14 protein-coding genes are annotated in these 14,159 nt (G+C 63.3%); 5 read left to right on the forward strand and 9 right to left on the reverse strand.

All coding sequences use genetic code 11. The features are described from left to right. Positions 1-2 precede the first annotated feature (2 nt). From PVE73_RS08425 to PVE73_RS08450, 6 genes are all read right to left on the reverse strand, one after another. Positions 3-908: an ABC transporter ATP-binding protein gene (locus PVE73_RS08425; RefSeq protein ID WP_277366507.1), complete on the reverse strand. Its 906-nt coding sequence runs from the start codon at positions 906-908 to the stop codon at positions 3-5. Continuing rightward, complete coding sequence (locus PVE73_RS08430) at positions 905-1,966, reverse strand: ABC transporter ATP-binding protein (protein ID WP_277366508.1); 1,062 nt, start codon at positions 1,964-1,966, stop codon at positions 905-907. Before PVE73_RS08430 ends, PVE73_RS08425 begins: the two co-directional genes overlap by 4 nt. Next, positions 1,963-2,829 carry an ABC transporter permease gene (locus tag PVE73_RS08435; RefSeq protein ID WP_277366509.1) on the reverse strand — a complete coding sequence of 289 codons (867 nt, stop codon included), beginning with the start codon at positions 2,827-2,829 and terminating at the stop codon, positions 1,963-1,965. Before PVE73_RS08435 ends, PVE73_RS08430 begins: the two co-directional genes overlap by 4 nt. Before the next feature lie 9 nt (positions 2,830-2,838). Then, a complete protein-coding gene (locus tag PVE73_RS08440) occupies positions 2,839-3,843 on the reverse strand; it encodes an ABC transporter permease (RefSeq protein ID WP_277366510.1) in 1,005 nt (334 codons plus the stop codon). A gap of 68 nt (positions 3,844-3,911) precedes the next feature. Beyond that, complete coding sequence (locus tag PVE73_RS08445; protein WP_277366511.1) at positions 3,912-5,789, reverse strand: ABC transporter substrate-binding protein; 1,878 nt, start codon at positions 5,787-5,789, stop codon at positions 3,912-3,914. Between the two features lie 129 nt (positions 5,790-5,918). Further along, positions 5,919-6,911: a helix-turn-helix domain-containing protein gene (locus PVE73_RS08450; RefSeq protein WP_277366512.1), complete on the reverse strand. Its 993-nt coding sequence runs from the start codon at positions 6,909-6,911 to the stop codon at positions 5,919-5,921. 626 nt (positions 6,912-7,537) lie between these two features. Here PVE73_RS08450 and PVE73_RS08455 point away from each other — a divergent pair. The 3 genes from PVE73_RS08455 (at position 7,538) to PVE73_RS08465 (ending at position 9,861) form a co-directional block, all read left to right on the forward strand. Then, positions 7,538-8,299 carry an SDR family NAD(P)-dependent oxidoreductase gene (locus tag PVE73_RS08455; protein WP_277367386.1) on the forward strand — a complete coding sequence of 254 codons (762 nt, stop codon included), beginning with the start codon at positions 7,538-7,540 and terminating at the stop codon, positions 8,297-8,299. Positions 8,300-8,376: 77 nt separating this feature from the next. After that, positions 8,377-9,288, forward strand: coding sequence for an AraC family transcriptional regulator (locus PVE73_RS08460; RefSeq protein WP_277366513.1), 912 nt, complete (start codon positions 8,377-8,379; stop codon positions 9,286-9,288). A 213-nt stretch (positions 9,289-9,501) separates the two neighbouring features. Further along, positions 9,502-9,861 carry a hypothetical protein gene (locus tag PVE73_RS08465; RefSeq protein WP_277366514.1) on the forward strand — a complete coding sequence of 120 codons (360 nt, stop codon included), beginning with the start codon at positions 9,502-9,504 and terminating at the stop codon, positions 9,859-9,861. A 242-nt stretch (positions 9,862-10,103) separates the two neighbouring features. On the opposite strand, the gene PVE73_RS08470 is transcribed toward PVE73_RS08465, so the two are convergent. Next, entirely contained in the window at positions 10,104-11,039 is a 936-nt protein-coding gene (locus tag PVE73_RS08470) for an AraC family transcriptional regulator (protein ID WP_277366515.1), read from the reverse strand. Positions 11,040-11,207: 168 nt separating this feature from the next. On the opposite strand from PVE73_RS08470, the gene PVE73_RS08475 reads away from it, so the two are divergent. Together PVE73_RS08475 and PVE73_RS08480 are read left to right on the forward strand one after the other, a co-directional pair. Further along, complete coding sequence (locus PVE73_RS08475; RefSeq protein WP_277366516.1) at positions 11,208-12,059, forward strand: SDR family oxidoreductase; 852 nt, start codon at positions 11,208-11,210, stop codon at positions 12,057-12,059. A gap of 27 nt (positions 12,060-12,086) precedes the next feature. Then, positions 12,087-12,830 (forward strand): SDR family oxidoreductase, encoded by a 744-nt coding sequence (locus PVE73_RS08480; RefSeq protein WP_277366517.1) that lies wholly within the window; start codon positions 12,087-12,089, stop codon positions 12,828-12,830. Positions 12,831-12,968: 138 nt separating this feature from the next. Here the strand turns inward: PVE73_RS08480 and PVE73_RS08485 are convergent, their stop codons facing one another. Together PVE73_RS08485 and PVE73_RS08490 are read right to left on the reverse strand one after the other, a co-directional pair. Continuing rightward, a complete protein-coding gene (locus PVE73_RS08485; protein WP_277366518.1) occupies positions 12,969-13,406 on the reverse strand; it encodes an Atu4866 domain-containing protein in 438 nt (145 codons plus the stop codon). 29 nt (positions 13,407-13,435) lie between these two features. Then, positions 13,436-14,158 carry an SDR family oxidoreductase gene (locus PVE73_RS08490; protein ID WP_277366519.1) on the reverse strand — a complete coding sequence of 241 codons (723 nt, stop codon included), beginning with the start codon at positions 14,156-14,158 and terminating at the stop codon, positions 13,436-13,438. Position 14,159 lies beyond the last annotated feature (1 nt).

Raw genomic sequence — 14,159 nt, forward strand, 5'->3', positions numbered from 1 at the left:
TATTATGACCGGGGTCGCGCACGCGTATGGGCAACGGCATCCCCGTCCGTCGCCATGGCCGGGGGCGGCCCTTGGCCTGGCCGGCGGGCAAGGCCTAGAATTCCCTCGCCGATGGTGTCGGGCGAGAGGACCGAGTCCTTGAGCAGGATGGAGTAGGGGTGCTGCGGGTTGTCGAGAACCTGCCGGGCCGGGCCGCTTTCGACCACCACGCCCTTCTGCATGATGATGATGCGGTCGCTGATGTAGTAGGCGGTGGCGAGGTCGTGGGTGATGTAGATGATCGAGACGCGCAGGTCGTCGCGAAGTGTCTTGAACAGGTTGACGATCGACATGCGCAACGAGGCGTCGACCATCGACACCGGCTCGTCAGCGACAAGCAGTGACGGACCGGGGATCAGCGCGCGGGCGATTGCCGTGCGCTGGAGCTGGCCGCCGGACAGCTCGTGGGGAAAGCGGCCCTTCACCTCGGCGAGCGACAGCCCGACCTTTTTCAGGGCGGCATCGGTGCAGGCCTCGACCTCGGCCGTCGTCGCGGCGCCGGTGAAGCGGCGGGCGGTCATGAAGAGATAATGGTCGACCTGCTTCAGCGGATTGAACGCCTCGAACGGGTTCTGAAAGATCGGCTGGACATGACGCATGAAGTCCATGCGGGCGCGCGAGCCGCGGATCGTGGCCAGGTCGGTGCCGTGGAAGCGGATGGCGCCGGAGGTCGGCGCGATCAGGTTCAGGATCATTCGCGCCAGCGTCGTCTTGCCCGACCCCGACTCGCCGACGATGGTGAAGATCTCAGGCCGAGCGACCTCCAGCGTGAAGCTGACATTGTCGACGGCGTTGAATGCGCCCCGCGCGAAGAGGCCGCCGAAGGCGTAGCTCCTGGTGACTTTGTCAATGGCGAGGAGTTCGCTCACGGCCGCACCTCCGCCGTCGCGGCGGCCTCCCGGGCCTCGGATGCCGGGCGGACCTCGGAGCTTGCGGCGAAGCATGCGACGCGGTGGCCCGGCCCAAGGGGCGTCAGGGCCGGGTTCTCGCGCCGGCAGATATCCATGGCGAGCGGACAGCGCGGATGGAAACGACAGCCCGGCGGCGGATCGGAAAGATTCGGCGGCGCCCCCGGTAGCGCCTTCTTCGGACTGAGATCGCCGATCCGCGGCAAGCTCTGGATGAGATGGGCTGTGTAGGGATGCAGCGGATTGGTGAAGATCTCACGGGTCGGGGCCTCCTCGACAAGGCGCCCCGCGTACATGATGCCGAGCCGGTCAGCCATGTTGGCGTGCACCGTCATGTCGTGGGTGACGAACAAGACGGAGGAGCCCATCTCCTGCTGCACCTCGCGGATCATCGACAGCACATCCTTCTGCACCACCACGTCGAGGGCAGTCGTCGGCTCGTCGGCGATGATGAACTCGGGCCGGCAGATGGTCGCCAGCGCGATTGTCACGCGCTGGCGCATGCCGCCCGAGAGCTCGTGCGGGTACGCCTTCAGGACCGCCGGAGACAAGCGAAGCCGCTCGAGGTGGCGCTCGACGATGTCGAAGAATTCCCGCTCGGGCCGGTTGATGTGGCGGAAGGCAAAGTCGACGAACGACTTGCGGATCCGTCGGACTGGATTGAGAACATTCATCGAGCCCTGCATGATGTAGGACAGATGCTTCCAGCGCACCCGTGAAACCTCGTCCTCGCTCATCCTGAAGATGTCGCGGTCGAGGAAGCTGTACCTCGCCGATCCGCCAAGGACATTGAGCGGTGGGCGGTTGGCGGCGGCGATCGTCTTGATCAAGGACGTCTTGCCGGAACTCGATTCCCCGGCGATGCCGTAGATCTCATTCCTGTTGACGTGAAACGTGATGTCGTCGACGGCGCGGACCTCCCTAACAATGCCGAAATACTGCATCTGATAGTAGGCGCGCAGGTTGCGTACCGAGAGTACGGCGCCGGCGGAGAACATGGGATCGTTGGCCGCGGTCATCCCGCTCCCTTCCCCATGCGTGCGAGCCGGCTGCGCGGGTCGATGTACTCGTTCATCGACACCGCGAGCAGGAAGAGCGCAATGAAGGTCAACGTGATGAAGGCGGTCGGAAACACGAACCACCACCAGACCCCCGCGACCATGGCGCTGTGCTGGTTGGCCCAGAAGATCATGGTGCCGATGGTCGGGGTGTTGATGTCGGTGAAACCGAGCACCGAGAGCGTCACCTCAAGGCCGATCGACCAATTGATGTTGTTGAGCGTCGTGGAGAACACGATCGGCAGGACGTAAGGCAAATGCTCCCGGACGACGATCTCGCGCATCTTCATGGCCGAGAACACGCTGGTCCGGGTAAACTCGCGCGTCTTCAGGCTCATCATCACCGAGCGGATCAGGCGGGCATCGTAGGCCCAACCGAGGCAGGCGATGACGAGCGCGAGAAGCGCCCAGTTCATGTAGTCCCGCATCACGAAATAGAACAGGATCAGGAGCGGGAACAGCGGGATGACAATGAAGGTGTCGTTGATCGACATCAGCACGCGGTCGGTCAGGCCCCCCCGGTATCCCGCGATGAGCCCGACGATGAGCGAGAGCACCCGGCTGAGGATCGCCACCGCGAAGCCGAAGAGCAGCGTGTTCCTCAGCGCGAAAGTGAGCTGCCAGAACACGTCCTGGCCGCGCGAGCTCGTGCCGAAGGGGTGGGCCCACGATGGCGGCACGTCCGGCGGCACGACATAGATGTTGGCCGGCGGGTAGGGCGAGAAGGCCGACAGCGCCGCCATGCCGACGATCACCGCCATCAGCACGGCGCCGATCGCGAATTCGCGGTTGTAGCGGAACAGGTCGCGGAGGATCTTCAGCATCGGCGGGCCTCAGGCGAGTTGCACGCGTGGATCGAACACCGGGTAGAGGATGTCGATCAGGAAGACGGCGGCGGAGACCGCGATGATGGAGATCGTCGTCACGCCGAGGACGAGGCCGTAGTCGCCGGCATAGACAGCCGCGATCAGCAGCCGCCCGAGTCCCGGATAGCTGAAGACGAACTCGACGATGATCGCGCCGTTGAAGATCGCGCCGAGGGTCATGGCGAGGCCGGTGACCTGCGGCACCAGCGCGTTGCGCATGACATAGAAGGGCAGAATCCGGCTGCGCCTGACGCCGCCGAGCTCGGCGTAGGTGACGTAGTCCTCTGTGACGACGTTGGAGACGAGCGCTCGCATCCCCATGAACCAGCCGCCGAGGCCGACCAGAATGATCGAGACCGCCGGCAGGATCGAATGGCGCAGCACGCTGAGGACGTAGTCGGCGTTCCAGCCCCGCGGGACGTTCGCCGCCGCCCCACCGCTCGTTGGCAGGATCGGCCATATCAGGCCGAAAATGATCAGGAGCACGAAGGCGATGATGTAATAGGGCACCGGATGAAAGCCCATGATGATAACCCCGATCACTTTGAGCGCGCGGCTTTGGCGGAAGTAGCCGGCGAGGCCGCCCAGCAGGTTGCCGAGAACCCAGGCGATCAACGTGCAGGTGAGCAGGAGGCCGATGGTCCAGGGCAATGCCCGGCCGATGAGTACGGAGACCGGTGTCGGGAAGGCCGAGAGCGATGGCCCGAAATCGGCCGAGAGAATGCGCCCCCAGTAGGTGAAGTACTGCTCCATCAGCGGGTCGCCGGTGCCGTAGAGGTCCTGCAGCGCCTGGCGCATCATTGCGACCGACTGCGGGTCGCTCTGCCCCATGGCGGTCATGCCTGCGATCATCTGCTCGACCGGATCGATCGGTGACAGGTGCGTGATGAAGAACGTCAGCGAGACGCCGATGAAGACGACGAGGAGGAACTGCGCGAAGCGCGTGAAGACGTAGATGCCGTAGCTGCGCATCGGACCGTTTCGTTGGAGAACACAGGGGTGGCGGGACGGAAAGCCCGCCCCACCTGGTCCCACTCGGGTTACTCTTGGGTCGGCCGCAGCCTGACCATCATGTAGCGCGAGTTCCCCCAATTGGGAACGGGATTGGTATAGGGGTCCTGCGCTGTCGGGTAGCCAGTCCAGTAGGTCTCGTCCATCACGGTGAAGACGTTGTAGGCCATGAGCGGAATGGTCGGCATCTCCTCGACGGTGAGCTTGACGAACTCATGCCCGAGTTCGATCCCCTTCGGGCTGTCGAACTCCACTTGACGGACTTGTTCGATGATCTTGTCGAGCTCCGGCGACGACCAGCGCTGCCAGTTGCGCGGCGACTGGACCTCACCCGGCGGCGCGACGAAGTCGGAATGCCAGCTGTCGAGAAAGAATGACAGGTCGGGATGACCGCCCCAGGTCTCCACGCTCCAGCTGATCGCCGCCTCGAAGTCGCCGCCGTTGCGACGGGTGAAGAAAGCTGCCTGCGCGTTCTCGGGCGTCGCGTCGATGCCGAAGTCACGCCACTGCTGCGCGATCATGGTGCCGGCGCGGGTCATCACCGGACGGCCGTCACCCTCGACCATCAGCCGGATCGAGAAGCGCTCGCCGTTCGGCATGTACCAGTCGTTGCCTCGACGGGTGAAGCCGGCCCGCTCGAGGAGTTGCGCGGCCGCCTCGAGGTTCTGAGTCCACCAGCCGGCGCCGAAGGCGCGCATGATTTCATCCTGATCCTCCGGGATCTGGTCGCCCATGGACGGCCGCAGCATGTCCGCGATCTGCTGCCCTATGGTCGAATCGTAGGGCCGGATCACCTGCTGGCCGGTGTCGATCTCGAACTCGCTCAGCCATTCGGTCAAGGGTTGGTGGTAGTACTCGGGATGCGTGCCCGTGGGCGGGATCTGAATCGCCGATATGGTGGCAGCGCCGCGATAGGAGGCCATCGCCACCGCGCGGATGTCGATCGCCAGCGCCAGCGCCCAGCGCACGTCGCGATCCTGGAACTTTTCGTGCTGGTGGTTGAGGAGCACCGCGGGAAGCGTCGGATCGGGATGGGCGTAGGGAAAGCCGTCGAACCACGCCTTTGAGCTCGGCGCCTCGCGCGCGAGGGTGAACATGCCCTCGGGCGATACGTCGTGAATGATGTCGAGCTCGTGGTTCATCTGGGCGATGACGCGCCTGTCGGGCGGGCCGGGATCGACATAGGTCACGAATTGCGGGCCCGGCTCGCCGAAGCGGGCCAGCGTGGTGCGCTCCCAATCCTCGCGCTTCTGCCAGGTGAACCACTGCCCGTTCGGGTCGTAGCTGTGCAGCGTGTAGGCGCCGAGCGAAACGGGCGGGTTGAAGTTGAACTGCAGCGGATCCTTACCCTCGAAGATATGCTTCGGCATCATCCATGCCGCGTTCCAGCGGACCGTGAACAGGGAATGGAAGCGCGAGTTCGGCTGCTTGAGGTTGAAGACGACGGTGTAGGGATCGGGCGCCTCCACGCTCTCGACGTTGAGCTGATAGGTCGGGCTTCGCACCAGCCCGTTGTTGTTCATGTGCGTCTCGGCGGTGAAGACGACATCGTCGGCAGTGAATTCGACACCGTCGCTCCAGTAGATGCCCTCGCGCAGGCGCACTGTCATCTGCGTGAAGTCGTCGTTGTAGATCGGGGGCTCGGCCGCCAGCGAATTGTCCCAGACGCCGTCGAGGCCGTGGTCCGGGTCGATGTACCAGAAGGTGTCCATGGCGAGCTGGTGGAGCCCGGTCGGCTGGTTCGAGTTACCGGCCGGGGTCCAGATGTTGAACCAGTCCGGGTTGGCCATCGTCCCGTTCGGGTTCTCGACGATGAGGTTCTGGTTGCGTGGAACTTCCTGCCCAAATGCTGCGGTGCTGAAAAACACCGCACCTGCCAGTACGGCGAGCGATAGCCTCCGTGGCATGCTGCTTCCTCCCTGACGTTGCGGCGCGTGTTATGCGCCTTTTCAACGGGCGTCAGCATATGTCCGAGGAGTTCTGAAGTCAACGAACGGAGCGATATGTATCAATTCAAGTGATATAAATACCTTTTCCTACTTCACCGGCACGGCTTCCCCGTCCCCGTCGGCAACCACCGTCTCGTTCGGAGTTCCGCAGTACAAACGCATGATGATGTCCTGGTCATAGTTGCCGAAGCCGCGGCCGAAGATATTGACGCCCCCTGGGTTCTGCGCGTGTTCCTCGATTCCGACACGCATGCGGATCGAATGGTGCTCATCAATGGCCAGATCCGACAGAGCAACGCCGGATACGTTGGTGCCGTCGATGAAGCAGCCGCGGTCGGTAATCCGCCAGGTTTTCAACTTTCCGTACTGCGAGCCCTCCAGCTTCCACCAGCGCGGCGTGTAGGCTCCGTGGCGGTCCCCGTAGTCGCCCGGCGAAGTCCACGTCCCGACCATCACGTCATTGACCCACAGACTGATGTCGGAGGGCCAGTCCTCGTTGGTTCCGGGAACCTCGGACGAGAGTTCCATCGAAAATTCGAGCGCCGCAACCGGCGTGCCGCGGACCTTTGCGTTGTTGGGGAACTTGTATTCGACATAACCTCGCTCGAACCAGATCAAAGCCGCCTTCATTCGGCCGGGGTCGAGGAAGAAATCCGGCACATCCAGAAGCCCGATCACGCCCTCGGTCGAGCAAAGACCGCAAGGGGCGGACACGCTGCAGCTCGTGTAGAGGCCGAGCGGCATGGCGACCTCGATGACGCTGTCGTCCCTTCGGTCATCGTCCGTAAAGCGCAATACAATCTCGTCATAGCGCGCGGAGCAGATCTTCTGGTGGCCTCGGCTCGCCTTGATCGATTTCGTCGTGATGAGCCGCGCCCCTTCCAGGATCTGCACGTTCGTAGCAACCGTTGACTGCGGAAGATCAAGCGCCCGGGCTATCTCATTGACATTGAGGGGACCGCTACGGTGCAGTAGCCGGAGAATATCGATACGCATCGGGGAGGCGAGGCCTTTGATCGCTTCCGTATTGTGGTCGGGATGGACGGTGAGAAAGTTTCGTCTGACACTGGTGTCGCTCATGGAATTCGCTCTTTTGCCCAATTAGCGGAATTATATCAGTTGCTTTGATATTCTCCAGTTCGGGCTCTGCGTTTCATTGTTGTGATCGGAGACTTGAACACCCTTCCGCTTCCGGATTGCCGACGAAGCGTATCGGCGATCGCCGTCGGCTACGGCAGACCCTCGGTGTTCACAGCAACTCTCCGCCGAGTGACTGGCTGGAAGTTCACGGTTTCCGCGTCGGTTCCGAATCTCGCCCTCCAAGTCATGCCGCCGAAATATTGCGACAGGCGCCGCAACCCGGCGACGGCGACCGCCGTGTCGAAGGGCTACATCCAACGTGTCCAGTGCGAGCCACGAGCCCGACGCTTGCCGGCGCTGCGTTTCCGCGCGGCGGAACTTGCTGCAGGCACTATTTCTCCCGAATGGAGGGCATATGCATAAAAACAAGCGCGGCAGATCACCGGGGTCGATCAGCAATCCGCTTTCACATCGCAAGCAAATTGGCGGCGGCGAGCATGATCCTCCTGGTCGGTCCGCGCGACCTGGGACGGGGAGAGGAGGCTGCCAGCGCGACCGAGGGAGACGCGCACACCACGCGGGTACGCAACCCGTCGAGAAGGGTGCCCGAGAAGGGAGAGACAGGCATGAAGATCATCGGCAACACAATGCTCTTCACGGGAGGCAGCTCGGGACTTGGCCGCGCGCTTGCGCGGCGCTTTCACGACATCGGAAATGACGTGATCGTTACGGGCCGCTGCACTGCGGGGCTTGACGAGACCGTAGCCGGACGCAGTCGCATGACCGCCTACCATCTCGAATTTACCGATGCAGCCGCTATCGAGAGATTCGCGCGGCGGGTCGCGGCCGAACATCCGCGGCTCAACGTCCTGTTCAACAATGCCGGCATCATGCGGCGCGAGGACCTGACGATGGAACGGGACCTTTATGACGCTGAGAAGATGATCAAGGTGAACCTGCTCGGTCCCATACGGTTCACGAATGCGCTGATCTCGCACCTCACGCACCAGGCCGATGCCGCGATCGTCAACATCTCGTCTGGCCACGCCTTCGTGCCGCTCACGGTCACACCCACCTATTCGGCCACCAAGGCTGCTCTGCACTCCTATTCCGTTTCATTGCGTGAGCAGCTGAGGGGCAAAGTCGAGGTGATCGAACTCGTGCCGCCTGCTTTGCGCACCGAGTTGATGCCTCATCAGTCACTGCGCGCCGACTGCATGCAGGTCGATCAATTCGTGGAGGAGGCAATGCATCTCTTTCGCCGGCAGCCGACGCCGCCCGAGATCCTCGTCGAGCGCGTCAGGTTTTTGCGCGACGCGGAGGCTGAGAACCGGTTCAAGCGCGCTCTCGCGGCCGTCACTCTCGCGGAAGAGGAGCAATTGTACTGAGGTCTTTTCCATTTTAGGGGTGATGGAGGATTGCCTCCTGCTACTGTAAGAGAACAGAATGCGATCGAGGCACCATCATGCCCGAAGATCCGAAGATTACCGAAAACCAGCGCGACGGCATCTCGGCGATCACCGAGATGGAACGCATTCTCGACACGCCGCCGGACCTCGCTCCGGCGATTCTCCGCGGCGACACACGCCTCACACGTCGCTGGCGGCATGGCGCGCTGCATGATGCGCTTCCGGCGATGAGCGGTCATGTCGTGATGACGTACTACTCACAGCCACAGGATATCACGTGGCAGATGGGCCGTCAGCGGACCGTCGCCACCACGCGCTCCGGTACGATCACACTCATTCCCGACGGCACCGAAGGACGTTGGGACATTTCCGGCGGCATCGAAGTCTCGCATGTCTATCTCACCCCGGAGCGGCTCCAGTCGTGCGCGGATCCACTCACGGACGGCAAGCCCGTGGAATTGCTCGGGCGGGTGGGGTTCGATGATCCCACATCCGCGCGGATCCTCGAGCTTCTGGCCCGTGAGGCCGCCACGGACGACGCCTCCTCTCGATTGTTCGTGGAGCAGGCGCTCGATCTCCTCTGCACGCAGCTTGTTCGCGGCCACTCGAGCTTCCAAACACTGGCACCGCCAGCGCCCAGGCGTGGGCTGGCCGATTGGCAGGTTCGCCGCGTGACCACCTATATGCGGGACAATCTCGGCGAGGAGGTCGGCCTTAACGAGCTGGCCGCGATTGCCGGCTTGAGCCGGTATCATTTCTGCACGGCGTTCCGCCTCGCGACTGGCCAGTCTCCACACGAGTGGCTGACGCGAGAACGCATCGAGCGCGCCCGCGCCATGCTTGCCGTGTCCAACGCGCCAATTACTGAAGTCGCGCTCTCCGTCGGTTACAGTACCCCTTCAGCGTTCGCCGCAGCCTTCCGCCGGTTGACCGGGCAGACGCCCACGGAATTCCGCCGTCAGCTCTGAATTTCTCCTCTCGAAATCACATGGCCGAAACGTCGCGACAGTCGCCGCAACCCTGCGACGGCGGGCGGTCGCGTGAAGCACTACAACCAACCTGTCCAATGTGAGCTACGAGCGCGACACCTTCCAGCGCTTCCACCTCACGGGATCGCGCTTGAGTGTTCATCGCTCGTCGAACTCGGACGCCTTCAACCTCGACACTGAAAGGAAACCATTATGCGTAAGATCATGCCCGTCACTTCGACCCTCGTTGTATTGCTTTGGGCAGGCTCTGCCCTTGCCAGTAACGATTCCCCGCACCAGACACCGCAGGTGAGTGCGCCGGCGTTCCAGGCCAGCTCCAACGTCGCGCCTGGATTCTCCGCCGCGAACAGCTTTGGCCCGAGCGACCAAGACGACCTGCCGACGTCGCTCAGCCGCCGGCAGTTCGGTGGCATCGATGCCGGGGCCGCTACCCCCAGCACCTTCGGCTATCCCGTTGGCACGCAGATCGGTCGCACGGACCGGGTGTACAGGGGATACAACGCCTCGGATGACTTCGGCATCAGCGATCAGAACGACCTGCCGGTTCGGTAGCTCTGATGCCGAGATGTTTCATCTCCAGCACCGGGTGGGGAGGGTGACGCCGTTGCCCTCCCCACGTGCACATTCCAGAACCACGCACGCGCTGCGATACATTAGGATTCGCGTCCGGTCCCGCCGGCCGATTTTGGCGGACAGCGCGACCATGCCCTCGCCACGATCGGCAGCAGCCAGGTCCGTGCTCATCGCGAAGAAATGGCCGGGATTCTCAACACCGTCTGAGGTGTCGTGAGAGGTTATGCGGCGTTCGCCTGTTCTGCCTGAAGCAGCCCCTCCGCGCCGTTCCCTGACGTTTCTCGAAAGCGAAGGACGGAACGCTTGGGCGAGGCCTTGAAGAGACGGCCATATTCGCGGGTGAACTGCGAGACGCTTTCATACCCCACCTCGAATGCCGCGCTGCTTGCCGAAAAGCCCTCTTCCAGCATCAGGCGGCGGGCTTCGATGAGGCGAAGCCGCTTTTGATACTGCCCCGGCGTCAGCGAGGTCATGTGCCTGAAATGCTTGTAAAAGGCGGTGAGGCTCATCGCGGCGGCCGTCGCCAGGCGCTCGACGGGTATGCGCGATCGATATTCCTCCCTCAGGATCGCGATGGCCGCCGCCAGGCGACTCTCGTGGCCGTCGGGGGCGGCGAGGGCCCGCAGGGCCCTGCCGTGCTGTCCGGAGAGAAGCCAATAATGCAGCTCCCGCATAATCCCGGGGCGCAGCAGCGGCATCGCATCGGGCCTGTCGATCAGCTGCATCAGCCGCATTGCGCAATCCAGAACCGCGTCGTTCGTGTGTTCGGAGAACAAGGTGCGTATCTCCGAAGGACGCTGCGCGCGCGAGTCGCCCAGATGCGCTGCGAGTTCGCGCAGGGTCGCCATTTCCAGTTCGACAGCGATCGCTATGTAGGGCTCGTCCGGGCTCGCCTGCACGATCCGGCCCACGACCGGCATGTCAGCGCTCACGATCACCGACTGCCCCGCGAAGAAGACGTGCTGCTCCCGTCCCACGGTCATGCGTTTGGCGCCCTGCAGAACGAGGCAAACCAGCGGGCGGTAGATCGAATGCAGATCGCCGGGCGGTGATTCGACACACATCATGCGCAGGCCCGGCACCGGCGTCAGCGCCAGCCCCTCGTTGTTTGCATGGTGAGCCGCGTAGTTGCGAACGACATCCTTGAGCGCATCCATGGGATCTCTCCTGTAACCGCAACGACCCTAGCACGCGCGCGAGCAAATATCACCCGACCTGCAGGATCCGGCAAGTTTTGCGCATGCTTTGGCAAGCCCCGACACGCCCATGGGCGGTATGTGAGGTTGTGGCAAAAGCCAATTCTCTCGATGAGGAAGGAGACGACAATGTCTGAACAAAACAAGCTACCGAGACGGACGGTGCTGGCGGGTGTTGCGATCGGCTCCGCCGCACTCGCCATGGGGGCCGCGCACGCTCAAACGACCAGCCCGATTCCGGCGCCGACGACGAACGGCAAAGTCGCCCTGGTGACCGGCTCTTCAAGGGGCATCGGTGCGGCGACCGCCAAGCGTCTCGCCCGCGACGGATATGCCGTAACCGTCAATTGCGAGAAGAACCGCGATCTTGCGGCGGCGGTTGCGGGAGAGATCGAGGCTGCGGGCGGCCGCGCCATCTGGGTGCAGGCCGATGTCAGCGATCCAGCCGCCGTGCAACGCCTGTTCGATGAGAACGAGCGCGCCTTCGGCGGCGTCGACGTGGTGGTGAGCAATGCCGGCATCATGAACCTCGCTTCTTTCAGCGACATGAGCGACGCCGATTTCAGCCGCATGGTCGACGTCAACCAGAAGGGCAGCTTCTTCGTGCTGCGGGAGGCGGCGCGGCGGGTACGCGACGGCGGCCGCATCATCGCGCTCTCGTCGAGCATCATACAGCTGCGTACCCCGACCTACGGACCTTACGCCGCCACCAAGGCCGCGCAGGGGCTCTTTGCCAGCGTTCTCGCCAAGGAGCTCGAAGGCCGGATGATCTCGGTGAATGCCATGGCGCCGGGCGTCGTCAACACGACGCTCTTCACCGACGGCAAGACGCCGGAGCAGATCGCCGGCTTCGCCGCCCGCACGCCGCATGGCCGCATCGGCGAACCAGAAGACATTGCCGAAGCGATCGCAGCACTCTGCAGCGGCGACGGCACCTGGATCAACGGACAGACGGTCTTCGCCAATGGCGGCATCGTCTGATCCCTTTTGCAACAAGGAGCAAAGCCCATGAAAACAACAGGAAACACCATCCTCATCACCGGCGGCGGATCCGGAATCGGTCGGGAGCTGGCGCAGCACTTCTTCGAGCTCGGCAACACGGTGATCGTCGCCGGCCGCCGCATGGAGACGCTGGTGGAGACCATCGCCGGACGGGATCGCATGCACGCGATGATCCTCGACGTCGAGGACCCGAAAGCGATCAGCGATTTTGCCCGGCGCGTGACCGCCGAGTATCCGGCGCTCAATGTCCTGATCAACAACGCCGGCATCATGCGCCGCGAGGATCTGACCAGGTCCCGCGATCTGCGCGATGCGGAAGAGACTGTTGTCACCAACCTGCTCGGGCCGATCCGACTCACCAACGCGCTGATCGATCATCTCCGAGGCCAGCCAAACGCCGCGATCGTCAACGTCACGTCGGGCCTCGCTTTCGTGCCGCTCAGCAGCACGCCAACCTACAACGCGACCAAGGCGGCAATCCACTCCTACACGGTCTCGCTGCGCCAGCAGCTCAAAGACAAGGTGGAGGTGATCGAGCTTGCGCCGCCTGCAGTTCGAACCGAGCTTACCCCCGGCCAGTCGGCGCGCGAGGAGTATATGCCCCTCGACGCGTTCATCGACGAGGCCATGGCGCTCTTTCAGAAGCAGCCGACGCCCAAGGAGATCCTGGTGGAGCGCGTGGGCTTCCTGCGCTGGGCGGAGCGAGAAGGCCGCTTTGATCACGCGGTGGAGACGCTCAGCGCCCACTGAACGACGCCGTCGTTCAGTTGCTCGCGTAAACCGTCGGAGCCGCGCAACGGGATTTCCGGTTGCGCGGCTCTGCTTTCGTTTGCTTCCAATTGAGCCAGTCTAACGCCGTGCTGCAGTCGATACTGCCGCGCAACGCGATCATCGGCTGCGATAGAGGATCATCCCGGCATGGTGCAGGACGCCGTCGATGAAATCGCCGTCGGCCGTGAAGCCCGTGTCGTCCCAGTATTCGATATGGTCGCCGGTAATCTCGTAGCGGCCTTCATAGGCGCGCTCACGATTGCCGCGCGCCTCGACATAACGGCCGTTCGGCAGGAGCTCGTGGCGGATGTGGCCATCACCGGTTACCCACATGCCGATATAGGGATGGCTGGCGGCTTCCCGGGTCACTTCCGGTCCTCCGCCGTCTCGAAAAAAGGGGCGATTTCCGTTCCCAGTCAACGCGTCCGTGCCGCTTTGAAGTTCGAGGGGCGCCTTCGCACCTTCTTGCTCGCGGACGTTCTCCTGTCCGGAAAGGGGACCGGCATCGGCAACGAGCACCAGGCCGGCGGCAAGGACAGTCGTGTGACGTTTCATGTGTGGATTCCTTCTCGGGTCGGATTGGTTCAGTTGGGAGACGCCGTCGGCCGGATGGTGATCTCGCTGGTGTCGACGGTTTCCGGCGCCTCGATGATCTGCCGCACGGCCAGGGCGATGTCGGCGGGCTTGAGCGCGATGCGCCGCCATTCCTCCATGGCTTTCGCGGTTTCCGGATCGGTGATGGTCGAAGCGAGTTCGGATTCGACGACGCCCGGATTCACGCAGGTCACGCGGATGCGATCGCTCTCCTGGCGCAAACCTTCGGAGATGGCCCGCACGGCGAATTTGGTCGCGTAATAAACGGCGGCCGTGGGAACGACGCGGTGCGCGCCGATCGACGCGATGTTGATGATCTGGCCGGATTCCTGCCGCTCCATCGCCGGCAGCACGGCGCCGATGCCCCACAGCACGCCCTTGATGTTGACGTCGACCATCCGTTCCCATTCGTCCAGCTTCAGGGCGCCAAGGGGCGAGAGCGGCATTATGCCGGCATTGTTGATGAGTACGTCGATGCGTCCCCAGCGCTCAACGGCCCTGTTCGCAAAGGCCGCCATGGCGTCCCGGTCCGTGACGTCGAGCGCCATGGCTTCGGCGGTGCCGCCGACTTCGTTGATTCCCGCCGCCAACGCCTCGATCCGGTCGAGGCGCCGCGCGCCCAGCAGGATATGCGCTCCTGCAGCACCCAGTTCCCGCGCGAGTCCGGCCCCGATGCCGCTGGATGCGCCTGTGATCAATATGACCTTGTCCATT

Origin of the sequence: Chelativorans sp. AA-79, from assembly GCF_029457495.1 — a bacterium.
GTDB lineage: Bacteria > Pseudomonadota > Alphaproteobacteria > Rhizobiales > Rhizobiaceae > Chelativorans.